The sequence below is a fragment of the Pseudomonas brassicacearum genome (assembly GCF_003732265.1).
In the GTDB taxonomy this organism is placed as follows: Bacteria; Pseudomonadota; Gammaproteobacteria; order Pseudomonadales; family Pseudomonadaceae; genus Aquipseudomonas; species Aquipseudomonas brassicacearum_D.
On the sequence record NZ_MOBK01000007.1, the window covers coordinates 1 to 24,670 of the forward strand.

22 protein-coding genes are annotated in these 24,670 nt (G+C 60.0%); 9 read left to right on the forward strand and 13 right to left on the reverse strand.

Features of this window, described 5'->3' with window-relative positions:
• Positions 1-143: 143 nt before the first annotated feature.
• Entirely contained in the window at positions 144-1,244 is a 1,101-nt protein-coding gene (gene gbcB / locus BK660_RS19330; RefSeq protein WP_123434641.1) for a glycine-betaine demethylase subunit GbcB, read from the reverse strand.
• 281 nt (positions 1,245-1,525) lie between these two features.
• Between gbcB and gbcA the strand changes: the two genes are divergently transcribed.
• Positions 1,526-2,821: a glycine-betaine demethylase subunit GbcA gene (gene gbcA, locus BK660_RS19340; protein ID WP_027926660.1), complete on the forward strand. Its 1,296-nt coding sequence runs from the start codon at positions 1,526-1,528 to the stop codon at positions 2,819-2,821.
• A 781-nt stretch (positions 2,822-3,602) separates the two neighbouring features.
• Here the strand turns inward: gbcA and BK660_RS19345 are convergent.
• From BK660_RS19345 to BK660_RS19380, 8 genes are all read right to left on the reverse strand, one after another.
• Positions 3,603-4,769, reverse strand: a complete 1,167-nt coding sequence (locus tag BK660_RS19345; protein WP_123434642.1) for a retropepsin-like aspartic protease — start codon at positions 4,767-4,769, stop codon at positions 3,603-3,605.
• A 130-nt stretch (positions 4,770-4,899) separates the two neighbouring features.
• Positions 4,900-5,466: a GNAT family N-acetyltransferase gene (locus BK660_RS19350; RefSeq protein WP_123434643.1), complete on the reverse strand. Its 567-nt coding sequence runs from the start codon at positions 5,464-5,466 to the stop codon at positions 4,900-4,902.
• Positions 5,467-5,588: 122 nt separating this feature from the next.
• Positions 5,589-6,359 (reverse strand): electron transfer flavoprotein subunit beta, encoded by a 771-nt coding sequence (gene etfB / locus BK660_RS19355; RefSeq protein ID WP_123434644.1) that lies wholly within the window; start codon positions 6,357-6,359, stop codon positions 5,589-5,591.
• Positions 6,360-6,374: 15 nt separating this feature from the next.
• Positions 6,375-7,595 carry an electron transfer flavoprotein subunit alpha gene (etfA, locus tag BK660_RS19360; RefSeq protein WP_123434645.1) on the reverse strand — a complete coding sequence of 407 codons (1,221 nt, stop codon included), beginning with the start codon at positions 7,593-7,595 and terminating at the stop codon, positions 6,375-6,377.
• Positions 7,595-9,544: a dimethylglycine demethylation protein DgcB gene (gene dgcB / locus BK660_RS19365; protein WP_123434646.1), complete on the reverse strand. Its 1,950-nt coding sequence runs from the start codon at positions 9,542-9,544 to the stop codon at positions 7,595-7,597. Before dgcB ends, etfA begins: the two co-directional genes overlap by 1 nt.
• A gap of 111 nt (positions 9,545-9,655) precedes the next feature.
• Positions 9,656-11,716 (reverse strand): dimethylglycine demethylation protein DgcA, encoded by a 2,061-nt coding sequence (gene dgcA, locus BK660_RS19370; RefSeq protein ID WP_123434647.1) that lies wholly within the window; start codon positions 11,714-11,716, stop codon positions 9,656-9,658.
• 15 nt (positions 11,717-11,731) lie between these two features.
• Entirely contained in the window at positions 11,732-12,262 is a 531-nt protein-coding gene (locus BK660_RS19375) for a DUF5943 domain-containing protein (protein ID WP_008033249.1), read from the reverse strand.
• 162 nt (positions 12,263-12,424) lie between these two features.
• Entirely contained in the window at positions 12,425-13,402 is a 978-nt protein-coding gene (locus BK660_RS19380; protein WP_008033250.1) for a dipeptidase, read from the reverse strand.
• A 234-nt stretch (positions 13,403-13,636) separates the two neighbouring features.
• Here BK660_RS19380 and BK660_RS19385 point away from each other — a divergent pair, with 234 nt between their 5' ends.
• Entirely contained in the window at positions 13,637-14,038 is a 402-nt protein-coding gene (locus BK660_RS19385; protein WP_123434912.1) for a lysozyme inhibitor LprI family protein, read from the forward strand.
• 4 nt (positions 14,039-14,042) lie between these two features.
• On the opposite strand, the gene BK660_RS19390 is transcribed toward BK660_RS19385, so the two are convergent.
• Positions 14,043-15,281 (reverse strand): type II toxin-antitoxin system HipA family toxin, encoded by a 1,239-nt coding sequence (locus tag BK660_RS19390; protein ID WP_123434648.1) that lies wholly within the window; start codon positions 15,279-15,281, stop codon positions 14,043-14,045.
• Entirely contained in the window at positions 15,278-15,574 is a 297-nt protein-coding gene (locus BK660_RS19395) for a helix-turn-helix domain-containing protein (protein ID WP_123434649.1), read from the reverse strand. The genes BK660_RS19390 and BK660_RS19395 overlap by 4 nt, the downstream gene beginning before the upstream one ends.
• A gap of 217 nt (positions 15,575-15,791) precedes the next feature.
• Here BK660_RS19395 and BK660_RS19400 point away from each other — a divergent pair, with 217 nt between their 5' ends.
• Positions 15,792-16,208: a DUF3010 family protein gene (locus tag BK660_RS19400; protein WP_123434650.1), complete on the forward strand. Its 417-nt coding sequence runs from the start codon at positions 15,792-15,794 to the stop codon at positions 16,206-16,208.
• A 126-nt stretch (positions 16,209-16,334) separates the two neighbouring features.
• Here BK660_RS19400 and BK660_RS19410 read toward each other — a convergent pair whose 3' ends face one another.
• Entirely contained in the window at positions 16,335-17,294 is a 960-nt protein-coding gene (locus BK660_RS19410) for a GlxA family transcriptional regulator (RefSeq protein WP_123434652.1), read from the reverse strand.
• Positions 17,295-17,500: 206 nt separating this feature from the next.
• Between BK660_RS19410 and choX the strand changes: the two genes are divergently transcribed.
• The 6 genes from choX (at position 17,501) to BK660_RS19445 (ending at position 23,033) form a co-directional block, all read left to right on the forward strand.
• Entirely contained in the window at positions 17,501-18,445 is a 945-nt protein-coding gene (gene choX, locus BK660_RS19415) for a choline ABC transporter substrate-binding protein (protein ID WP_123434653.1), read from the forward strand.
• 103 nt (positions 18,446-18,548) lie between these two features.
• Positions 18,549-19,436, forward strand: coding sequence for a 3-dehydrocarnitine:acetyl-CoA trimethylamine transferase CdhC (cdhC, locus tag BK660_RS19420; protein WP_123434654.1), 888 nt, complete (start codon positions 18,549-18,551; stop codon positions 19,434-19,436).
• 140 nt (positions 19,437-19,576) lie between these two features.
• Complete coding sequence (locus BK660_RS19425; protein WP_123434655.1) at positions 19,577-20,542, forward strand: L-carnitine dehydrogenase; 966 nt, start codon at positions 19,577-19,579, stop codon at positions 20,540-20,542.
• A 154-nt stretch (positions 20,543-20,696) separates the two neighbouring features.
• Positions 20,697-21,173, forward strand: a complete 477-nt coding sequence (locus BK660_RS19430; protein ID WP_123434656.1) for a thioesterase family protein — start codon at positions 20,697-20,699, stop codon at positions 21,171-21,173.
• A gap of 14 nt (positions 21,174-21,187) precedes the next feature.
• Entirely contained in the window at positions 21,188-22,351 is a 1,164-nt protein-coding gene (locus tag BK660_RS19435; protein ID WP_123434657.1) for a gamma-butyrobetaine dioxygenase, read from the forward strand.
• 418 nt (positions 22,352-22,769) lie between these two features.
• Positions 22,770-23,033, forward strand: coding sequence for a hypothetical protein (locus BK660_RS19445; protein WP_123434658.1), 264 nt, complete (start codon positions 22,770-22,772; stop codon positions 23,031-23,033).
• Between the two features lie 117 nt (positions 23,034-23,150).
• Here BK660_RS19445 and gbdR read toward each other — a convergent pair whose 3' ends face one another.
• Positions 23,151-24,254: a choline metabolism transcriptional regulator GbdR gene (gene gbdR, locus BK660_RS19450; protein WP_027926642.1), complete on the reverse strand. Its 1,104-nt coding sequence runs from the start codon at positions 24,252-24,254 to the stop codon at positions 23,151-23,153.
• Positions 24,255-24,670 lie beyond the last annotated feature (416 nt).

Here is a 24,670-nt window from a genome sequence, read left to right on the forward strand (position 1 = left end):
TGAGCTTTAGTCCCACCCACCCCTTCAAGTCTAAACATACAAGCGGGCTTGCTCGCGAAGGCGTACTGACATTCAACATTAATGTTGACTGATACGACGCCTTCGCGAGCAAGCCCGCTCCCACATTAGTTTTGCGGTGTTGCTTAGAACTCGATACGCACGTCGCCCTTCGGCACGCTGCAGCACGAAAGGATGAACCCTTCCGCCTCGTCTTCCTCGGTGATCCCGCCGTTGTGGTCCATCTCGACCTCACCACCCAGCTTCATCACCTTGCACGTCCCGCAGATCCCCATCCCGCACGCTTTCGGAATCAACAAACCAAGCTTGGCCGCCGCCGCGTGCACCGTTTCACCCGGCGCCACGCGAATGCTTTTGCCGGACGCGGTGAATTCCACCTGGTGCAGGTCCGCCACGTCGACTTCCGGTGCATCCGCCGCTTGTTCGGCTTGCTCCACGGCGTCTGCGCGCGCTTCCGGTGGCGTCGCACCGAACGATTCCTCGTGGTAACGCGACATGTCGAAACCGGCGGTCTCGAGCATGCGTTTCACCGCGTTCATGTACGGCGTCGGGCCGCAGCAGAAGACTTCGCGCTCCAGGAAGTCCGGTGCCATCAACTCGAGCATTTTGTGGTTCAGGTAACCGCGATAACCGGCCCACGGCTCACCCAGACCGTGCTTCTCGCAGATCAGGTGCAGGCTGAAGTTATCGATCCGCGACGCCATGTGTTCCAGCTCGCGGTGGTAAATGATGTCTTTTGGCGAGCGGGCGCTGTGGATAAACACCATGTCGACGTTGCCGTTGGTGTCGTAGAACCAGCGCGTCATGGACATGACCGGCGTGATGCCGACGCCGCCGCTGAGGTAGAGCACCTTCGGCGCCGTGAAGTCCATGGCGTTGAACAGCCCCACCGGGCCGTGCACCGCCAGCTCCTGACCTTCATGCAGGGTGTCGTGCAGCCAGTTCGAGACCTTGCCGCCGGGCACGCGCTTGATGGTCACCGAGAAGCTGTAAGGCACCGATGGCGAGCTGGAAATGGTGTAGGAGCGCATGATCGGCACGCCGTCGATTTCCAGCTCCAGGGTGACGAACTGCCCCGGCTTGAAAAAGAACAGGATCGGCTGGTCGGCCATAAAGCAGAAGGTGCGCACATCCCAGGTTTCCTGGATGACTTTGACGCAACGGACGATGTGTCGACCATTGGCCCAGGTCTGGGTCGTTACCGGATTCAGGAAGCTGTTGGACATGCTGTTCTCCACCGCCGATGCTCGGCCTTATGTTGGCGATTCTGCGTAACGTGCGAACCACCCATTTACCTATCTGCGACATTCACATACTTATCGCGACCAAGCCCCAACTACCGGGGGTTGCGCGTCGGGAACAGAGTGGGCCATGTCGCTCGTAGATAAGGTTCTGGCCAGCGCCGGCCCCACACTCGCCCCATACCAAGACACATCCTTTACACCTTGCGTAGCAAACCTGATCAGCCACTTTCGCGGCCACGCAGATGGCCTTGAGGAAATACACGATGGACGTCACCACTACCCTGAGCCTGGGCGATCCACTGGAACCCGCACGCAAGGCCACCGCGCAGATGCTGCAAGAGCGCGAGCGTACGTTCTCGCTGCCGCAGCCGTTTTACTCTGACGAGCGGCTGTTTGATATCGACATGCAGGAAATCTTCCAGAAAGAATGGTTGATCGCCGGCATGACCTGCGAGATCCCGACCAAGGGCAATTACCTGACCCTGCAAGTCGGCAAGAACCCGATCATCGTGATTCGCGGTGCCGACGGCGTGGTGCATGCGTTCCATAACGTCTGCCGCCACCGCGGTTCGCGCCTGTGCACCAGTGAAAAAGGTAAGGTCGCCAAACTGGTCTGCCACTACCACCAGTGGACGTATGAGCTGGACGGCCGCCTGCTGTTCGCCGGCACCGAAATGGGCGCCGACTTCGACATGAAGCAGTACGGCCTCAAACCGGTGAACGTGAAGACCGCCGGTGGTTACATCTTCATCAGCCTGTCGGAGAACCCGCCAGCCATTGATGACTTCCTGTCGACGTTGAGCCATTACATGGAACCGTACGACATGGAAAACACCAAGGTGGCAATCCAGACCAACCTGTACGAAAAAGCCAACTGGAAACTGGTGCTGGAAAACAACCGCGAGTGCTACCACTGCAACGCGTCGCACCCGGAACTGTTGAAAACCCTGCTGGAATGGGACGACGTCACCGACCCGCGCGCCGACCAGGCCTTCAAGGACCACGTCGCCGCCTCCGCCGCTGCCTGGGAAGCCGAGAAGATCCCTTACGCCCACGCCAGCTTCGGCCTGCGTAATCGCATCGTGCGCATGCCGCTGCTCAAAGGCACCGTGTCGATGACCATGGACGGCAAACAGGGCTGCGCCAAGCTCATGGGCCGTATCAAGAACCCGGACCTGGGCTCGATGCGCATCCTGCACTTGCCGCACTCGTGGAACCACTGCATGGGCGATCACATCATCGTCTTCACCGTGTGGCCGATCAGCGCTCAGGAAACCATGGTCACCACCAAGTGGATCGTGCACAAGGACGCGGTCGAAGGCGTGGACTACGACGTAGAACGCATGCGCAAAGTGTGGGATGAAACCAACAACCAGGACCGTCGACTGGCGGAAGAAAACCAGCGCGGCATCAACTCCACCGCGTACCAGCCTGGGCCTTACTCCAAAACCTATGAGTTTGGTGTGGTGAATTTTGTGGATTGGTACAGCGAGCGCCTGCTGAACAACCTCGGGGCCGAGCCTGCTCCTTACCTCAAAGGTGTTCCTGTACAAGGCTAAGGCAAAAGCTTCGCGAGCAAGCCCGCTCCCACATTAGATCGGTGGTGTTCATAGACATTGTGAACGACACGGTCGAGTGTGGGAGCGGGCTTGCTCGCGAAAGCGCCCTCCCCAACAACACATCCTTCCCCGATATCGCCCCTGCGTCAGAACTGTACGAAATATGACCTATTCCGTTCAGCGCTATGCCACCCGCACCTCCCAGCCTTCCACAAACAAGTTATCCACACCTCCACCCACAGCTATTGGGGACAAGTGTGGTTTTACACAAAACTTTCTCCACATAAACCGAAGAAAATCCGTGACTTATCCAGAAGCCTGGTTTCGAACAGTCGCTGGTTATTTTTTGATCGAAAGCTTGTGGGGCACGTTCTACGTGGCTTGCAGAGGATGGCAAACACCTTATCCACAGAAGCGCCAACAGACTTTGGGGGCAACTTCGGCGGATCTGTGGAAAACCGCTGAAAGCCGCGATAAATCGCGCTTTGTGCGATGTTCACCAAGCTGAAACGACGATTTGATCGTTTTTTAACCAGAAGCCTGAGCTGCCCGGTTTATATAGCCTGTAGCGGTTAGCAAACATCTTATCCACAGAAGCGCCAACAGAGATTGGGGGCAAGTATTGATTATCGGCAAACCTTATCCACCGTAAAAAGCGAGTAAAAACCGCAAGTTAGGCTGATCGTTTTTTGTACGAAGGCTTGCAGGCCTTGATTTGTATAGGCCGTAGCGAGGGGCGAACACGTTATCCACAGAAGCGCTAACAGGCTTTGTGGGTAAATCAGATTTTATTCAGGCACGAGCGCCCTGACAGCGTATCCAGGTTCAATTCATAATCATTGAATACCCGCCATCCGAACAAAATCGACGGCACGTACTGTCCGGACACCAACGACGGAGGGATGGTAAAGCCCGGGTAGTATTTGTAGGTGATTGCACGGATGTCGCCCGACAAATCCAGCTCACCCTTGAACGTCTGGTGGCGCGAGTTTTCCGCGACGTGAACAGGCAAGTCACCGGGCGACGCCGACGTCAGGTAATCCACATTCCCGGTATCCAGAATCGCCAGCGTCGCCCGACGATCCAGCCGCGCGGCAATGGTCAGTCGTTGATTGATGTCCGCACGCGAATAGGTCACCGGCGAATCGCAGCGCGCAGGAGGTTGCGCGTTGAGCTCCAGGGTCTTTTTCGTGAGCTTCAAACGCCCCAGCTTGCCGACCAGGTCCAGGCCCAACAAGTTATCCCGGTCGCTGACAAACACCAGGACGTTCCTGAACTCGCTTCCGCCGACCTTCAACGCTTGGAAGACCCCGAGCTTGGCCGACAGGTCATGTTCGCCATAAAACGTGCTATAGCCGTAATGGGAGTCGGTTAACAGCGTGATGCCCATCCGCTTCGCGGTTTCGGCGTTGACCCGGGTTTGCGGCGCTCCTGTATCGACAATAAAACGCGAAGAGACGCCGTTGGCCGCTTTGACGTCGATGTACGGCAGCACTTCATCGCTGACGTAGCCTTCACTGGGGCTTGAATAAACCGTGAGCACTTCGTGCCGCTTGGCTGTGGACACCGAAAAATCGCCGGTCGCGCGCAGGGTCGCGATCGATTGACGGCCAAACATGGAAAACAGGACGTTGAGTTCGGGGTCACTCGCGATGGCCTGAGCATGGCGGCGCCTGATCGCCAAGTAGTAATCGGGCAATTGATTGGCAGCTTTGGCCTCGAACATTCGGGCGAACACGGACACTGAACAGTTGAGGTTGTTTGTGGCGTCCACAACCTTGTCGCAGCGCGTGCGCAGTTGGGCCAAGGAGGCTGTTTGCCCCTGGTCCGACTCCAGCCACTGATAAAAATCCTGATCGGACTCAGTGTTGGCAGCCGCCATCAACCCGGCAGGCACGCACATCACCCCACAGAGCAACCAGGTCGCACGCCAACGCAACGCCTTCATGTTCAACCACGCCTGAAAACGGGTTTTACGACTCAGCGCTGAACATCTGAAAGCTCCGTGAACCGTGCTGCACCCTTAACCAGCGCACAGCAAAACTGTAGTTCACCGAGTGGTATGGCGGGAGCCAGCCCTACGGCCGGTACATCAGATAGGCTTCACCCGTAACCCGGATCATCGGGTGGGGCGTGATCTGGCAGGTGTCGACGATACGGAAACCATGTCGTTCGTAAAACCGCCGGGCGCCGGTGTTGGCGGCGTAGTCGATCAGGCTCAGGCCATTGAGCCCCAATTGATTAGCGCGGTCGTAGGCGTAGGCGAGGAATTGCTTGCCCAGGCCCTGGTTGCGCCAGCCCTCATGCAGCGCCAGGCTGGAAATGTAGAGGGTGTCAGGGATTTCCAGGGTGGCGTACGGCGCCAGCACCGGGTCGGTGACGGGCGCTGCCATCGGGTCATGACGCATCACGTAGCTGTGCATCATGCCAATGACTTCCCCGTTTGCCTCGGCGATCAGGCAATTTTGCCAGGAGAAATCCACATCGTCGCGGGCATAGCGCAGGGCGCCGACGTCCAGCAGGTCCTGGCCGGGCTCGGCTATCTGGCTCCAGATGTAATCCGAAGCGCCCTCTGATGAAATCTGGAACAAGCGAGCAATCTCCCGCGCATCCGCGCGCAGGGCCGAACGAAATTCAACGGTCATTGTTTCCCCTTGTGGGAGCGGGCTTGCTCGCGAAAGGGGCCTGACATTCAACATTGATGTCAACTGAACCACCGCCTTCGCGAGCAAGCCCGCTCCCACATTAGATCTTCACTGGATGTGCGTTAGCGGACCACGCCTTCTTCGATCAGTAACTTGAGAATGGCCTCGGCACCCGCTTGCGCCGTGACGCCTTTGAGCACCTGCCCGCCGCCGCCACTGGCCTTGGCCGTGGCGGCTTTCATCCGGTCGGCGCCGCTCTTGGCCTTGATCACCTTGAGGCGTTTAGGCCGGGGTTTGGCCGGTTGCAACGTGGCGACCGCCAGCAGTTCATCGTCGATCACTTCGACTTCATCGGCTTGCAGCACGCCTCGTCGAGCCGGACCGTAGGCGCTTTGCCGAGGCTTCGGCGCAGCGTTATCCACCGTCGCGAGAAACGGCAGGCGCACTTTCAAGCGACGACGCTGACCACGCGGCAAGGCTTGCAGCACCAGCGCCGAATGGCCGTCGATGGATTCCACCTGCGCCAACCCGACCACCAGCGGCCAGCCGAGGCTTTCCGCCAGCAGGAACGGCAACATGCCCGACCCTTCGCCGGTTTCTGCCTGACTGCCGGTCAATACGACTTGCGCCCCCGCATCGCGCAAATAAGCGGTCAACGCCGGCAAGGCATCCGCGCCTGATGGTTGTTCCAGCACATGCAACTGCTCCAGGCCCATGCCCAGATAAGCGCGCAGCGCCGGTTCCGCGACGTCGCCGGCATGCAGCACTTGCAGGTTATCCCCAGCCAGTTGCAGGCCCAGTTCCACTGCCCGCGCATCCTGCTCCGCGCGACGTGGCCGGCCGGAGGTCGGGTGGGCGCCGATGGACACCAGGCTGATGATTTTCGTGCTCATAACCCTTTCCTTCCCTTAAGCCGCATCGCGCTTGGCGTCGTTGCGGTAAGCCGCAATCGCATCGATCAAGGCTTGAAGAATCTCGGCGCTCTCGCCGATTACCGACAGATCGGCCCTTTTGATCATGTCGCAGCCAGGGTCGAGGTTGATCGCCACCACCTTGTCGCAGGCACCGATGCCTTGCAGGTGCTGGATCGCCCCGGAAATGCCCACCGCCACATACACCCGCGCGGTGACCCAGGTGCCGGACGCGCCGACCTGACGGTCGCGCGCCATGAAGCCATCGTCCACCGCCACACGGGAGGCGCCTTCGGTGGCGCCCAGCGCTTCGGCGGTCCTGTGGAAAAGGCCCCAGTCCTTGACCCCGTTGCCGCCGGAAAAAATGAATTCGGCTTCGGCCATCGGAATCGCCGCCGGGTCCACCGCCACCGCGCCCAAATCTTCGATGCGCGACAGGCTGCGTACCACGGCTGTGGATAACTCCACAGGCAAGGCTTCGTGACGAGTTTCGCTGACCGGTTCGGCGCATTCGGCGGCGGCCAGAATCAAGCGTGCAACCGGGCGCGCAAGGTCTTGCAAACCCTTACCGGCGCGGCCGATGCATTCCTCGTCCTTGACCTGCCAGACCCGCGTGGCCGGGCGTTCGCCCAGTGCGGCGGCAAAGCGTCGACCCAGTTCACCACCGCCGCTGCGGCTGTCCGGCAGCAACCAGTGACGCGGGCTGAACTGGTTATCCACAGCCCGCAGGCCCTGGACCCGTTGTTCCGGTGCATAACCGCTGAATTCTTCGCCTTCCAGCACCAGCAAACGATCAACACCCGCCGTCGCAAAGGCGTTTTCCTTGTGTTCGCCGAAGACCACGGCCAATACCGCGCCGTCCTGGCCAGCCAACTGATGAGCCAGGCCCAGCAAGTCGCGGTCGTGGCTGCTCAAGCGACCGCCGACCATGTCCGGCACCACGCTGATGTAGAACGCCGGTGCCGGCACTGAATGCAGCGGCAATTGCACTTCAACGGCAGCCGTACGTTTAGTCGCACCGCCCTGTTGAGCGCCGCTGCGGTCAATGCGCTTGATGCCGTTGGGGCCGATAAAACCGATGCCGTGCAGATTCTTGCGGATGACGCCGTTGGGGCCCATCCAGCTGTGTTGCGCCGGTTGCATGGCCGCGTGCAGCGGATGCAAGCGGTTACGGGCAATCCATTCGGCGCGGGGGTCGCGGCGGATAATGTCGCTCATCAGTGGGCCTCCGCAGGTTCACGTTGGGCCGGTGCAGCCGGTTTGCTCGGTGCGGCATCTTCGAGCAATGCGTCGGCCACCAGTTCGGCGATGTCTTTGATCAGCGGACGCGGTTCGACCACGCCTTCGAGCATCGCGGTACATTGTGGGCAACCCACGGCCACCAGTTCGGCGCCGGTTTCGCGGATGTCTTCCATGCGCATGTCGGGGATCCGTTGCTTGCCCGGAATGTCGGTGATCGGTGCGCCGCCACCGCCGCCGCAGCAGCGCGAGCGGAAGCCGGAGCGTTGCATCTCTTTCACTTCGATACCGAGGGCGCGCAGCACTTCACGCGGCGCCTCATATTCGCCGTTGTAGCGACCGAGGTAGCACGGGTCGTGGTAGGTCACGCTGCTGCCTTTGTGCTGGCCGAGATTCAAGGCACCAGCGCCGATGATTTCCGCCATGTAGGTGCTGTGGTGCTGTACGAGGTAGTTGCCGTCGAAGGCGCCGTACTCGTTTTTCAGCACGTGGAAGCTGTGCGGGTCGCAGGTGACGATGCGGTTGAAGCTGTATTTGGCCAGGGTCTGGATGTTGCGTTTGGCCAACAGTTGGAATGTCGCTTCGTCGCCCAGACGTCGGGCGACGTCACCGCTGTCGCGTTCTTCCAGACCGAGCACCGCGAAGTCGACCTTGGCCGCTTTAAGCACTTTGACGAAGGCGCGCAGGGTGCGCTGGTTGCGCATGTCGAACGCGCCGTCGCCGACCCAGAACAGCACGTCGACGGATTTCTTTTCGCTCATCAGCGTCAGGTTAAGGTCCGCAGCCCAGTTCATCCGACCGCCCGGCGCAAAACCGCCCGGGTTGTCGGTGGCGATCAGGTTTTCCAGGACTTCGGCGCCCTTGTTCGGGGTCGCGCCTTTTTCCAGGGTCAGATGGCGGCGCATGTCGACGATGGCGTCGACGTGCTCGATCATCATCGGGCATTCCTCGACGCAGGCACGGCAGGTGGTGCAGGACCACAGGGTTTCTGCGTCCACCAGACCGTTGACGATCGGTTGATGCGGATTGCCCGCGTGTTCGCCGATGGCTTTGCCCGGATAAGGGCTGCCAGCGAATTTGGCATCGGTGCCACCGGCCAGGCCAACGACCATGTCTTGAATCAGTTTTTTCGGGTTCAGCGGCTGGCCGGCGGCGAACGCCGGGCACGCGGCTTCGCACTTACCGCACTGCACGCAGGCGTCGAAGCCGAGCAGTTGGTTCCAGGTGAAATCCTTGGGTTTTTCCACGCCCAGTGGCGCGTTTGGATCGTTCAGGTCCAGCGGTTTCAAACCGGTGGAACGGCCACCATTAAAACGCTCGGCGCGACGGTGCCAGGCCAGGTGCAAAGCGCCGGCGAAGGCGTGCTTCATCGGCCCGCCCCAGGTCATGCCGAAGAACAGTTCGCTAACACCCCACAGCACACCGACGCCGAGGATCGCAGCGACCAGCCAACCGCCGAAGTTTTCCGGAAGGATGCCGGCGACCGGCAGGGTCAGCAGGAAAAACGATGCCGAGAACGCCAACAGGCTTTTCGGCAGGCGCATCCACGGGCCTTTTGACAGGCGCGCCGGCGGGTTGCGCCGACGCAGGTAGACAAAGATCGCACCGACGAACATCACGGCCGTCATCAACAGCAGCGCATAACCGAGGATGCGGTTATGCAAGCCGAAACCGTGCACCAGAATCGCCAGCACGATGGACGCCACCGCACCACCGGCCGTGGCGACGTGGGTGTTGGCGATGTATTTGTCCCGCGCGACGACATGGTGCAAATCGACCATGTAGCGCTTGGGCATGGCAAACAGGCCGCCGATCAGGTCGACCTTCGAGGCTCGGCCCCGGCGCCACATGGCCACCCGCCGCAACGCGCCCAGAACCGCAAGGCCCAGGGCAGCGAACAACAGGATTGGAAGAAGGGTGTTCAACATCAGAGTCACCTCTGGCGAGGTGCAAGCAACAAGCTACAAGCTGCAAGTAAAAGCGGCGGTGAAGCTGAGCTTTTACTTGTGGCTTGCAGCTTACGGCTTGCAGCTAAGCCGTCAAAAATCCTTACAGAGCCGGAGTGCGTCATAAATGGCGGCGTGCGTGTTGCGCTGCGCCACGCAGTCGCCGATGCGGAACAGCAAGTAGCCGTCGCCTGCCTGGCTCAGCGAAGGTTGCGGCTGAATCGCGAACAGGGCTTCGATGTCCATCTGGCCTTTGTTGCGCGAGCCTTCCTTCAGCGCGTAGTAGATTTCTTCGTCCGGACGCACGCCGTTTTCGACGACAACCTGGTCCACCACCCGCTCCTCTTTGGCGCCGGTGTATTCGTTTTCCAATACCGCCACCAGCTTGTCGCCTTCGCGGTAGACCTTCTCCAGCATCATGTCCCCGGTCATGATCACTTCTTTCGGGTACATGCTGCGGTAGTACGTCGGGAACGAGGTGCCGCCAATCGCCACGCCTGGCTTGATGTCGTCAGTGACGATCTCGACCTGGCTGCCCTTGTCGGCGAGGAAGTCGGCGGTCGACATCCCGGTGAACTCGCAAATGGTGTCGTAGACCAGCACGTTCTTGCCCGGCGCTACCTTGCCGTCGAGGATGTCCCAGCTGCTGACCACCAGGCCTTCAGCCGCGCCCCAGTGCTCGTTCTGCTCCAGGAATGGATGACCGCCGACGGCGAGTACCACCACGTCCGGGCGCAGGTCGAGAATGGTTGCCGCATCCGCCGCCACGCCGAGGCGCAGGTCGACTTTCAAGCGTGCCAGTTCCAGTTGGAACCAGCGGGTGATACCGGCGATCTGGTCCCGTTGCGGGGCTTTCGAAGCGGTCGTGATCTGGCCGCCGATGAATTCTTTCTTCTCGAACAGGGTCACGTCGTGGCCACGTTCAGCCGACACACGCGCCGCTTCCATCCCGGCAGGACCGGCACCGACCACCACAACCTTGCGCTTCACACCGGTCGATTTCTCGATGATGTGCGGCACGCCCATGTATTCACGGGAGGTCGCGGCGTTCTGGATGCACAGCACGTCCAGGCCCTGGTACTGACGGTCGATGCAGTAGTTGGCGCCGACGCATTGCTTGATCTGGTCGACCTGGCCCATTTTGATCTTGGCGATCAGGTGCGGGTCCGCAATGTGGGCGCGGGTCATGCCGACCATGTCGACGTAGCCGCCTTCCAGAATACGGGTCGCCTGGTTCGGGTCCTTGATGTTCTGCGCGTGCAGGACCGGGGCCTTCACGACTTCCTTGATTCCGGCCGCCAAGTGCAGGAAAGGCTCCGGTGGATAACTCATGTTGGGGATAACGTTGGCCAGGGTGTTGTGGGTGTCGCAACCCGAGCCGACCACGCCGATGAAGTCGATCATGCCGGTGTCGTCGTAGTACTTGGCGATCTGCTTCATGTCCTCGTGGGACAAACCATCCGGGTGGAACTCGTCACCGCACAGACGGATGCCGACGCAGAAATCCGGGCCGACTTCAGCCCGCACAGCCTTCAACACTTCCAGGCCGAAACGCATGCGATTCTCGAAGCTACCACCCCATTCGTCGGTACGTTTGTTGACGCGCGGGCTCCAGAACTGGTCGATCATGTGCTGGTGCACGGCGGACAGTTCAACGCCATCCAGGCCACCGGCCTTGGCGCGTGCGGCGGCGCTGGCGTAGTTGCCGATCACCCGCCAGATTTCTTCCGGCTCGATGGTTTTGCAGGTCGCGCGGTGCACCGGTTCACGGATGCCCGATGGCGACAGCAGGGTTGGCCAATGCTCGCCGTCCCAGCGCGAACGACGGCCCATGTGGGTAATCTGGATCATGATCTTGGCGCCATGCTTGTGCATGGCATCGGCCAGGTTCTGGAAGTGCGGAATAATCCGGTCGTCGGCCAGGTTGACCGACTTCCACCAGCCTTGCGGGCTGTCGATGGCCACACTGGAGGAGCCGCCGCAAATCGCCAGGCCGATCCCGCCCTTGGCTTTCTCTTCGTAATACTTGACGTACCGGTCGGTGGTCATGCCGCCGTCGGTGGCATAGACCTCGGCGTGCGCGGTGCTCAGCACGCGGTTACGGATGGTCAGTTTGCCGATCTGGATCGGCTGGAACATTGCTTCGAAAGCCATGGCGGGGTCCTCGACTTACAACGGCTTGACGGTGAACAAACCGTCGTCGTGGCCTTCTTCGGAGCCACCGTAGACTTGCTCGGCAACCGTACGGATCTTGCTGCCCCGGGCCTGCAGAATCTGGTCCATGGCACCGGCAAACCAACCGGTGAACATGTAGTCGACCTTGCGCCCGACCTTGCCGTAGACGTAAACGAACGCCGAGTGTTCGAGCTTGACGCTGGCGGTGCCTTTGTCGAGGTCGATGTCCTGGATCTTGAACAGGCCCCAGCCGCGTTGCGACAGGCGCTTCATGTAGTGCTCGAACACCGCGACGCCTTCCAGGCCGTGGCATTCGGCTTCTTTTTCACACCAGTGCCAGGCGGATTTGTAGCCGGCCTTGTAGAGGATTTCGGCGTAGGCGTCGGCGCCCAGCACTTCCTCGATGCCCATGTGGTTATTCACGAAGAAGTGACGTGGCACGTACAGCATCGGCAGGGCGTCGGAGGTCCAGACACCGGTTTCGCTGTCGACTTCGATTGGCAATTGCGGGGCGATCTTGGCCATGGAAACTTAACTCCAGAAAAATTCGTTGTGCTGTTGTCCCGTAGCAGCTGTCGAGCCTGCGAGGCTGCGTTGGGCTGCGAAGCGGCCCCGAGGGCGGTCCTGCGGACCGCAACGCAGCCTCGTACCTCGGCAGCTGCTACAGGAATCGTGTTTGAAAGGGGCTTATTCGCCCCAGACGTCCTTGAGGACGTTCACCCAGTTCTCGCCCATGATCTTGCGCACCACGCGCTCGGAGTGGCCGCGCTTGAGCAAGGTTTCGGTCAGGTTCGGGAACTCGCCGACGGTGCGGATGCCCAGCGGGTTAATGATCTTGCCGAAGCTGGTCAGGCGGCGGGCGTAGCCTTTGTCATGGGTCAGGTATTCGAAGAAGTCCTGGCCATGGCCCTGGGTGAAGTCAGTGCCGATGCCGATGGCGTCTTCACCGACGATGTTCATGGTGTATTCGATGGCCTCGGCGTAGTCGTCGATGGTCGAGTCGATGCCTTTGGCCAGGAACGGCGCGAACATGGTCACGCCGACGAAACCGCCGTGATCGGCGATGAACTTCAGTTCTTCGTCGGACTTGTTGCGCGGGTGGATTTTCAGACCCGACGGCAGGCAGTGCGAGTAGCACACCGGCTTCTTCGATTCGAGAATGACTTCCTCGGAGGTTTTCGAGCCAACGTGGGACAGGTCGCACATGACGCCCACACGGTTCATCTCGGCAACGATTTCGCGACCGAAGCCCGACAGGCCGCCATCGCGCTCGTAGCAGCCGGTGCCCACCAGGTTCTGGGTGTTGTAGCACATCTGCACGATGCCGACGCCGAGCTGCTTGAACACCTCGACATAGCCGATCTGGTCTTCAAACGCGTGAGCATTCTGGAAGCCGAACAGGATGCCGGTCTTGCCCTGCTCCTTGGCTTTACGGATGTCGGCGGTGGTGCGCACCGGAATCACCAGGTCGCTGTTCTCGCGAATCAGCTTCTGACTGGCGGCGATGTTATTGACGGTGGCCTGGAAGCCCTCCCACACCGACACGGTGCAGTTGGCTGCGGTCAGACCGCCCTTGCGCATGTCTTCGAACAGTTCACGGTTCCACTTGGCGATAATCAGCCCGTCGATAACGATACTGTCGGCGTGCAATTCGGCTGGGCTCATCAGGCTGTCCCCTATTGGCAATTCATGCGCCGAATCGTGTGCCGGCGCTTTGGGGCCAGCATATGCCTGAGGGACGGGGCAGCCGGGTGCAAAAACGACAGGGGGTTTGCCGAAAGCGTCAATCCGCGACAAAGGGTCGCCGCGGGGCACCATTGCCCACCTGTTCAAGGGTCTGCGCATGGGCCAGAATTCGCTGCTTTACTGAATGCACTTTTGGATTGGGGCGGCGACGCAATGAAATCGATCTTCCTGGCTTTGGCACTGATAGCGACCGGCGTACACGCCGCTGAAGAATCCGACGACAACCCCTGCGACAAAGTCGAAAACGACGTCCAGACCCTCGAATGCTCGGCCTTCAGCCGAACCACCGCCGAAGACCTGCTCAAAGAAAACTACCAGGGCCTGGCCGAACGCATGCAAACGGCCTACGGCAAGAACCCGTCCCAACTGGCCGACATCACCGCCAAACTCAAAGCCGCCCAACAGCAATGGCTGAAGACCCGGGATGCGGATTGCGCGGTTGAAGCGTTTCCGGCGACGAGTGGTAGCAAGGCGTTCACGATTGCGCAGAATGATTGCGTGGCGCGGATGAGTGATGAGCGGTCGGAGTTTTTGGAGTCGATTGGGCAGGAATGACGCGTTAGAGCGCCCGCCATACGGACTCAAGCGTGGCCAGCAGTTTTTGTTTCGTCGTTTTATCGACGCCCAGATCGGCGCAACAGGCATCCCACCCGGAAAAAGCATCCAGCGTTTGTTCCATGTAGCGTTCCGGCGCAAGGAAACTGAAGGGTTTGCACACCTCAATCAGCGCCTTGCGTGAGGGCTTGCCTCTTCCCGCGAATGCTGTGGTGTGTTCGTTACCGCGCCCGGCGGTGTTGGAAAAGGTCAGGTCGTAGGCCGGCGCCATTTTCCAGCCATCCTTCTCGCCAAAAAACGAGAAGTTCTTTGCGTGATCATCGTGGTTGTGAGCGAGAGCGTTGAACACCATTAATCGGGCCATTTTCTCGACCTCTGCCGCGTCCTTGGTCATTGCCCAGGTCGCTCGCAGTAAATCACTGTAATCGAGGCTTGGCGTCCGGAAGTCCGCGTATAGAATCGCCGCAGCGGTAAGCATGTGGCGCTTGGTGCCTTCTTCCCGATCGAAGCGTTTCGTGGCGAAAAATTGCTCCGTGCCCTTCGTGGTTTCTACTTGAAACAGTTTCGATTCGGAAATTTCGATGCCTGCCCGATGGGCCATCAGCGCATACACCTGCTCAATGGCGCCACTGTCTCGATGTTCCTCTTCACAGCGAAACTTGATTAACCAGTGCTCAAAACCCACGGGCATTTTGCCAAATGACGAAACGGCGCGATGTTTGTCCGGCGAAAGGCCGATCACCGCTTTAGGTCTTGCTCCACCGGGGGAACCGCCAGCCAGTCGCAGAGAATTGATGACCTCGTCAGTGCTGCCTGAAAATATCGTTTGTGAAGCCTCGAAGAGGGCAGCCAAGTCGAGATCCTCGTTTGCTTCAACGGTTTCGAACATCGGCACGTATTCAAGCGCGCCCATACTGCGATTACCCATGTATGCCAGGCGGTCCAGCGGGCCGATTGCGTGGCGCTCGACGCCCAATTGACTGCGAAAGAATCGATCCATGAGCAGCAGTCCCCAACCATCGGGCAACGAATCACTGAACGCGCCGTGCAGACCGTCGAACAGCAGCGGATCAGCCGCGCTCTGTGGCTTGATCGAGAAATCCATGTGAAACGGCGCAAGGTTGAAGCCTTTCGCCAACCACCCCGGATCATAAGAAAAGAACACGCCCCGACGTGGAATCGCGACCAACTCGCCGACTCTTGAACCTTGAAGCATGACGCTGAGTGCGTTGACGATTTTCATTGTCGGCCACGAGCCCTTTCGTAATTTTTCAGTTCCTGGAGTGTCAGCGACGGCGTAGAGGCGAATAAACTCGTCAACGGCTCTTCCGCCCCGAGGCAAATTGCAATGAGCAACAAGCCATCCAGAGAGATCTTGCCGGTCGTTTCAAAGCGCTTGATATTCGACTCGGGAACACCTGATTTTTGCGCGAGCGTGCGTCGCGAAAGGTTCTTGCTGAGTCTCAGGCGCTTGGCATTCCCGGCAATCTGTAAAGCGATCTCTCCGGGGGAGTAGAGAATATGGGTAAGGGCCACAGGTCGACCTCAAGAGGAATATGAGCAAGTGTAGCAGCGCGATAGAAACCCAACACTCAGGGGATAATATATTGTCCATACACATGATAATTTGCCATTAACGGATAATATTTGATCTTTTATTTTAACTTAAAAAACCTTTCCGACTTCTTGCGCCCCCATTACGGTTATTCTTTGAGCTGTAAGCTGCACAACATCTACCGGGAAAGGGATCGAAATGAAAATCTGCGGCATTGAAATCAAAGGCAGCGAAGCGATCATCGCCGTGGCCTCCCTCGACGGTTCGACCCTGAGCCATATCGCCCTCAACACAAAGAAAATCGCCCTCGACGATGACGATGAGGCGGCGAACGTCAAAGTCTTTGCTGCTCAGGTGGCGTCGTTTGTGCGCGAGAACTCAATCGATCGGATTGCGATCAAGAAGCGCAGCAAGAAAGGCGAGTTCGCCGGTGGGCCGACCACGTTCAAGATCGAGGGTGTGTTTCAGCTGCTGGAGAATTGCGAGGTGACGCTGCTGTCGCCGCAGACGATCAATGCGCAGAGCAAGAAGCATGATTTCGAACCGCCGGCGACGCTGAACAAGTATCAGCATGAAGCGTTTAAAGCGGCATGCTCAATGCTGATGAAGAAATAGAAGCGAACGCAGATCAAATGTGGGAGCGGGCTTGCTCGCGAAGGCGTTGTGTCAGCCAACATCAATGTTGAATGACTGACCGATTTCGCGAGCAAGCCCGCTTCCACGCTTCGTTTTGCGTTTGGCTCAAACCAGCTCTCGCCCATCCCCCAAACGCCGGCGGTCTTCCCGCGGGCACCGCGCAAACTTCGCCCGATAGCTACGGGTGAAATACGACGGCGATTCAAACCCGCACGCAATACTCACTTCCAGCACGCTCATGTCCGTTTGACGCAGTAGCTGCCGGGCCTTTTCCAATCGCAACCGCAGATAGAAATTGCTCGGCGTGTCGTTCAGGTGCAAGCGAAACAATCGCTCCAGTTGCCGCCGCGTCACCTTGATCGATTCCGCCAGTTCCAGCGTGGTCAGCGGCGGTTCGCTGTGTTGTTCCATCTCGCCGATCACATGAACCAGCTTCTTGTTGCTGATGCCATAGCGCGTGGCGACTTCCATGCGCTGGTGGTCTTTGCGTGGGCGGATGCGGCCGAGTACGAATTGTTCGCTGACCTGGATCGCCAGTTCCGGGCCGTGGGCCTGGGCGATGAGGTCGAGCATCAGGTCGATGGAGGCGGTGCCGCCGGCCGAAGTGATGCGGCGGCGGTCGATCTCGAACAGCTCCTGGGTGACGCTCAGCTGTGGATACGATTCCTTGAAGGCGTCGATGGCTTCCCAGTGCAGCGTCAGGCGATGGCCGTCGAGCAGGCCGGCCTCGGCGAGGATGAAGCTGCCGGTGTCGATGGCGCCGAGGGTCACGCCTTCATTGTCGAGACGGCGCAACCAGTGCTCCAGTGCCGGGGTGGCGAATTTCAGCGGTTCGAAACCGGCGACCACCAATAGCGTCGCGCCTTTCTTCAGCGGTTCCAGCGCCGCGTCGGCGTTGACCGACATGCCGTTGCTGGCCAGTACCGCCCCGCCGTCGGCGCTCAATACATGCCAGCGATACAGCTCGCCGCGAAAGCGATTGGCGACCCGCAGCGGCTCGATGGCCGAGATAAATCCAATCGCCGAGAAACCCGGCATCAACAAGAAGTAGAAATCCTGGGACATGGAGCGCACTCGATTGGGGTAACGAGAGGGCGGGGAGCGTGTGGACGTTGATACGCCACTTGCGACAGGCATTCAAGAGGACAGGTCGCTGCAGTGCAAGAGCTGGTCGCCGTGGTGCGCTTTCACGGGCCTTTAGCTGCGTAACTTGGCATCACCGGCGCATCAGACTCCGGGACCCACAATAACGAACTGCCGAGGAACCTGAGATGAAACGACTGATCAGCAGCTGTGTTCTTGCACTCAGTGGTACCGCTTTGCTGAGCGCCAGCGTCATGGCCGCCGAACCCGCCTCGTGCCAGAACGTGCGCATGGGCGTAGTGAACTGGACCGACGTGATCGCCACCAGTGCCATGACCCAGGTCCTGCTCGATGGCCTCGGCTACAACACCAAACAAACCAGCGCGTCCCAGCAGATTATCTTCGCCGGGATCCGCGACCAGCGCCTGGACTTGTTCCTCGGTTACTGGAACCCGCTGATGACCCAGACCATCACTCCGTTCGTCGATGGCAACCAGGTCAAAGTGCTGCAAGCCCCAAGCCTCAAAGACGCCCGCGCAACCCTCGCCGTACCGACCTACCTCGCCGACAAGGGCCTGAAAACCTTCGCCGACATCGCCAAGTTCGAGAAGGAACTGGGCGGCAAGATCTACGGCATCGAGCCTGGCTCGGGCGCCAATACCCAGATCAAGGCGATGATCGCCAAGAACCAGTTCGGCCTCGGCAAGTTCCAGCTGGTCGAGTCCAGCGAAGCCGGCATGCTTGCCGCCGTGGATCGCGCCGTGCGCCGCAACGAGGCCGTGGTGTTCTTCGGCTGGGCGCCGCACCCGATGAACGTCAACGTGAAGATGACCTACCTCACCGGCAGTGACAACGCCCTCGGCCCGAACGAAGGCATGGCCACGGTCTGGACCGTCACCGCGCCGAAATACGCCGAACAGTGCCCGAACATCGGTCGCTTGTTGAGCAACCTGACCTACACCGCCGAAGACGAGAGCCGGATGATGCAGCCGCTGCTGGATCACAAGGACGCCTTCGAATCGGCCAGGCAATGGCTGAAAGATCACCCGCAAGACAAGCAGCGCTGGCTCGAAGGCGTAACCACCTTCGATGGCAAACCAGCGGCTGAAAACCTGCAACTGACCAGTAAATAAATCCTGGAACCGAACCACCGATTCGCAGCCCGAGCGGGCTGCGAACGGGACCACCACGCCCGGCTTTTCTCCTGAAAAACACTCGCCTGTAAGGAACCGCCCAATGAACCACGACGTCATCATCACCTGCGCACTCACCGGTGCTGGCGACACGACCAGCAAGAGCCCACACGTGCCGGTCACCCCGAAACAAATCGCCGCTGCCGCCGTGGAAGCCGCCAAGGCTGGCGCCACCGTGGTCCACTGCCATGTGCGCAACCCCGAAACCGGCAAGTTCAGCCGCGACGTGGCGTTGTACCGTGAAGTGATGGAGCGCATACGCGAGGCCGACGTCGACATCATCGTCAACCTCACCGCCGGCATGGGCGGTGACCTGGAAATCGGCGCCGGCGAGAACCCGATGGAGTTCGGCCCGAACACCGACCTGGTCGGCCCGCTGACCCGTCTGGCGCACGTCGAAGAACTGCTGCCGGAAATCTGCACCCTCGATTGCGGCACCCTGAATTTCGGCGATGGCGACACCATTTACGTGTCCACCCCGGCCCAACTACGTGCCGGCGCCAAACGTATTCAAGAGCTGGGCGTGAAAGCCGAGCTGGAAATCTTCGACACCGGTCACCTGTGGTTCGCCAAGCAGCTGATCAAGGAAGGCCTGCTCGACGACCCGTTGTTCCAGCTGTGCCTGGGCATCCCGTGGGGCGCCCCGGCCGACACCACCACCATGAAAGCCATGGTCGACAACCTGCCGGCCAATGCTGTGTGGGCAGGCTTTGGTATTGGCCGCATGCAGATGCCGATGGCGGCGCAAGCGGTGCTGCTCGGCGGCAACGTGCGGGTCGGGCTGGAAGACAACATCTGGCTGGACAAGGGTGTACTGGCGACCAACGGCCAACTGGTCGAACGCGCCGGCGAAATCCTCAGCCGCCTCGGCGCCCGGGTTCTGACCCCGGCGGAAGGCCGGGCAAAAATGGGCCTGACCAAGCGCGGTTAACCCACACCTACACATTACCTGTAGGAGCGGGCTTGCTCGCGAAGAGGCAGTCACATCCGACATCTCTGTCGACTGACACTCCGCTTTCGCGAGCAAGCCCGCTCCCACATTAGGTCACCTAATTCTTACAGGACGTCGCCATGACTTTTATCACCGAAATCAAAACCTTCGCAGCCCTGGGCAGCGGTGTCATCGGCAGCGGTTGGGTGTCCCGCGCCCTCGCCCATGGCCTTGACGTGATCGCCTGGGACCCGGCCCCCGGTGCCGAGGCCGTCCTGCGCAAACGCGTCGCCAACGCCTGGGGCGCACTGGAGAAACAAGGCCTGGCGCCGGGCGCTTCTCAGGATCGCCTGCGCTTTGTCGCGACGATTGAAGAATGCGTTCGCGAGGCCGATTTCATCCAGGAAAGCGCCCCCGAGCGCCTCGATCTGAAACTGGAACTGCACAGCAAAATCAGCGCCGCCGCCAAGCCCAATGCCTTGATCGGTTCAAGTACTTCGGGCCTGTTGCCGAGCGAGTTCTACGAGAGCGCAACCCACCCGGAACGCTGCGTGGTCGGCCACCCGTTCAACCCGGTGTACCTGCTGCCGCTGGTGGAAGTGGTCGGTGGTAAAAACACCGCACCGGAAGCTGTTCAAGCGGCGATGAAAGTGTATGAATCCCTGGGGATGCGTCCGCTCCACGTGCGCAAGGAAGTCCCGGGTTTTATCGCCGACCGCTTGCTCGAAGCGCTCTGGCGTGAGGCGCTGCACCTGGTGAACGACGGCGTGGCGACCACCGGTGAAATCGATGACGCGATTCGTTTTGGCGCGGGTTTGCGCTGGTCGTTCATGGGCACGTTCCTGACCTACACGCTGGCCGGCGGTGATGCCGGGATGCGCCACTTCATGGCGCAATTCGGGCCGGCCCTGCAATTGCCCTGGACCTATTTACCAGCGCCAGAGCTGACCGACAAATTGATCGATGACGTGGTGGATGGCACCACTGATCAGCTGGGGACGCACAGCATTTCGGCGCTGGAGCGCTATCGTGATGATTGCCTGCTGGCGGTGCTGGAGGCGGTGAAGACCACCAAAGAGAAGCATGGGATGGCCTTCAGCGAATAACCCATCAGCAGGTCTGGCCCCTTCGCGAGCAAGCCCGCTCCCACATTGGTTCTGCGTTGTGAAATAGACATTGTTCACACCACAAATCCCCTGTGGGAGCGGGCTTGCTCGCGAAGACGACGGTCCAGTCACCCTTAATTCTGGAACAGACATCATGCCCACCCTCACCACCTACCAAACCCGCATCATCCCCGACTGGGTCGACTACAACGGCCACCTGCGCGACGCCTTCTACCTGCTGATCTTCAGCTACGCCACCGACGCGCTGATGGATCGCTTAGGGCTCGACAGCAACAACCGCGAAGCCAGCGGTCACTCACTGTTCACCCTCGAACTGCACCTCAATTACCTGCACGAAGTGAAGCTCGACGCTGACGTCGAAGTGCACACGCAAATCATTGGCCACGACAGCAAGCGCCTGCACCTCTACCACAGCCTGCATCTGGTCGGTGACGACAAGGAGTTGGCCGGCAACGAGCAAATGTTGCTGCACGTCGACCTCGCCGGGCCGCGATCCGCGCCATTCAGCGAACTGTCGCTCAGTAAGCTGCAAGCCATCGTCGCCGAACAGACTGACTTGCCCACCCCCGAGTACATTGGTCGAGTGATCGCTTTACCTCCAAAAAAATAACAAGGAGATCGCCATTGAACACCGCCGCCGCTTTTGCCGACTTCCGTACCTACCCGTTGATCAGCGCGTTGACCGCCGTGCACACCCTGGCGGACCGAATTCAAGTGAACTGGGCGGACGGTCGTGTCAGCCCCTTTCATCATCAGTGGTTGCGCGACAACTGCCCGTGCCCGCAATGCGTCTATACCGTGACCCGCGAGCAAGTGCTGGAAATCGTCGATGTCGCCGAAACCCTGTCGCCCACCGATTCACGCGTCGATGCTGAAGGTTGTCTCTGCATCGATTGGCAGGACGGTCATCTCAGCCGCTTCGACCCCGGCTGGCTGCGTGCCCATGCGTATGACGATGAGTCCCGTGCCGAACGCGAGGCGCGTAAACCCAAGGCCAGGCTTTGGCAGCAGGATTTGCAGCTGCCGGTGTTCGAATACAAGGCCCTGATGAATGACAACGACGCCCTGCTGCAATGGCTGCTGGCAGTGCGCGATATCGGCCTGACTCAAGTGCGCGGCGTCCCCACTGAGCCGGGCTCGCTGAAATTGATCGCCCAGCGGATCTCCTTTATCCGCGAGAGCAATTTCGGCGTGCTGTTCAACGTGCAATCCAAGGCCGATGCCGACAGCAATGCCTACACCGCTTTCAACCTGCCGTTGCACAGCGATCTGCCGACCCGGGAGCTGCAACCTGGCCTGCAATTCCTGCATTGCCTGGTCAATGACGCCGACGGTGGCGAGAGTATTTTCGTCGACGGTTTTGCCATCGCCGATGCCTTGCGCAGTGAAGATCCGGAGGCGTTTAAAAGCCTCTGTGAAATCCCCGTGGAATTCCGCAACAAGGACCGTCACAGCGACTACCGTTGCCTGGCGCCGATCATCGCGCTGGATGCACGCGGGCAGGTGTCGGAAATCCGCATGGCGAATTTCCTGCGCGGGCCGTTTGATGCGTCAGTGGAGCAAATGCCCAGGCTGTATCACGCTTACCGGCGGTTCATCGCGATGACTCGGGAAGCGCGGTTTCGGCTGATGACGCGGCTGAATCCGGGTGAGCTGTGGTGTTTTGATAACCGCCGTACGCTGCATGCGCGCAATGCGTTTGATCCTGCCAGTGGCGCCCGGCATTTTCAGGGGTGCTATGTAGACCGTGATGAGTTGTTGTCGCGGATCCTGGTGTTGCAACGCTAGACCGCGTCATCGTTCTTCGCGAGCAAGTCGAATCGTCGCACCGCCGCTCCCACATTCGACCGCATTCTCCTGATAAAACCCGGTTGAATGTGGGAGCGGCGGTGCGACGATTCGACTTGCTCGCGAAGGCGTCAGTCAATGCACCTCAAATATCCCTGAATCACAGGCAAAAAAAACCCCGATCAAGCCGTGACAGGATCGGAGCTGAGGAGGGTACTGTTGAGGAGCCGTTGCGCGAGGGTGACCAAACCTTCGTGTTGCCAGCTGAGTCCAGTGTGCCCACTCCCTTGATTCACAAGTTAGCCGAAAACGACCTGTTCATAGGTATTGCGGCCATTGCGACAAATCGCCCTTGCCGCCACTTCGTCCCCCTACCAGAATCGAGCCAAGACACCGTTCCCTGAAGAAGGATTGCGTCATGATGTACGCTGATTTGATCGACCAGGAAGACCTGTTGGGCCAGCTGAAGTCGTTGGGTTTTCAAGTGCCGAGCGGTGCCACAGCCGAACAGGCTTGCGAGTGTGCGGTAAGGGGATTGGACGATGCCCGGGCATATGAACTGCGCAAGATGGTCAAGGATATGTACACCAGCAGCGCGACCATCCTGCCGGCGGTGCGTCAGGCGATCGACAAGCAATTGCTGCCAGCGTTGGCGGAGTATCAGCAGAGCTCCCGAACCTGACCTGTGGCGAGGGGGCTTGCCCCCGTTGGGTCGCGAAGCGGCCCTAAAAGCTTTACGACTGCTGCGCAGCCGAACGGGGCCATGCGGCGTCCCGACAAGCCCCCTCGCCACAATGGTCTAGAGCCGTACGCTAGCGAACGTCGACTCGTTGCGCGCCTGACTCAACGCCGACAACGGCCCGGACAACGGCGACAGCACCAGCGCTTGCGGCAGCGGCATCATCGCCACCTGTTGCGTGGTGTTGGAGCCTACGCGCTCGTCACGCGGCGGAATGCCGAAGTATTCGCGGTAGCACTTGGAGAAGTGCGGCGTGGACACGAAACCGCACACCGACGCCACTTCGATGATCGACATCGGCGTTTGCTTGAGCAACTGCCGGGCGCGGATCAGGCGCAGCTTCAGGTAGTAGCGCGACGGCGAGCAGTGCAGGTATTTCTGGAACAGGCGCTCAAGCTGTCGACGCGAAACGGCGACGTACACCGCCAGTTCGTCGAGGTCGATCGGCTCTTCGAGGTTGGCTTCCATCAGCGCGACGATTTCCTGCAACTTCGGCTGGTTGGTCCCAAGCATGTGCTTGAGTGGCACGCGCTGGTGATCCTGCTCGTTGCGGATACGTTCGTAGACAAACATTTCCGAGATCGCGGCGGACAGTTCACGGCCGTGATCGCGACTGATCAGGTGCAGCATCATGTCCAGTGGCGCGGTGCCGCCGGAGCTGGTGAAACGGTTACGGTCGAGGGTGAACAAGCGGGTGCTCATGGCCACACGCGGGAACGCTTCCTGCATCGAGGCCAGGCATTCCCAGTGCACGCTGCAATCGAAACCGTCCAGCAGGCCGGCGCAGGCCAGGGCCCAGCTGCCGGTGCAGACCGCGCCGAGGCGACGGGACTGACGCGCCTGGCTTTGCAGCCATGACACGTGTTCACGGGTAACGGTGCGCTGGATGCCGATACCGCCGCAGACGATGATGGTGTCCAGTGGCGGGGCTTTGTGCATGGAGCAGTCGGGGGTTATCTGCAGGCCGTCACTGGCCCAGACCTGGCCGCCATCGACGGTGAGTGTGGACCAGCGATACAGCTCGCGGCCGGACAATTGATTGGCCATGCGCAGGGGTTCCACTGCGGAGGCCAGAGAAATAAGCGTGAAATTGTCCAACAGCAGAAAGCCGATGGATTGAGGCGCACGGTTCTGGGGTTGGGCCCCGGAGTTGGACGTCGTCATCGCGGTATCTCCTCACACAAAGCGGGTGATGGCCTCAGGCGGAGGCTCTTGTTATTGCCATCGTTCTCGCGTGGGAGACGGGCTTTGTAATGACAGAGCAATTGCCATGCCTAAAATTGAATGCGCGTTCAATAACTCCTGAAAACGACGTCGCGGCATGTCTACATAAGCCGCGCGGCGACGGGTGGATATAAGTGCCATTATCGGCGATAGACGCCCTGTCCTGCTGGGCGTGAGCAAATCGGTAGCACTTGTGGGAACAGGGCTGCGAGGTGCCGGGAGAGAGTGTCACCGCAAGCACGGGTGACGAGTGGTCAGGGGCGGTTTGGATCCCTGTGTTTGGTAAAGGGGCTTATCTGTAAGCGACGCGCTAAAAGGTGGCGCGTTTGGGATCGGGTGTTCATTTAGCGCGCAGT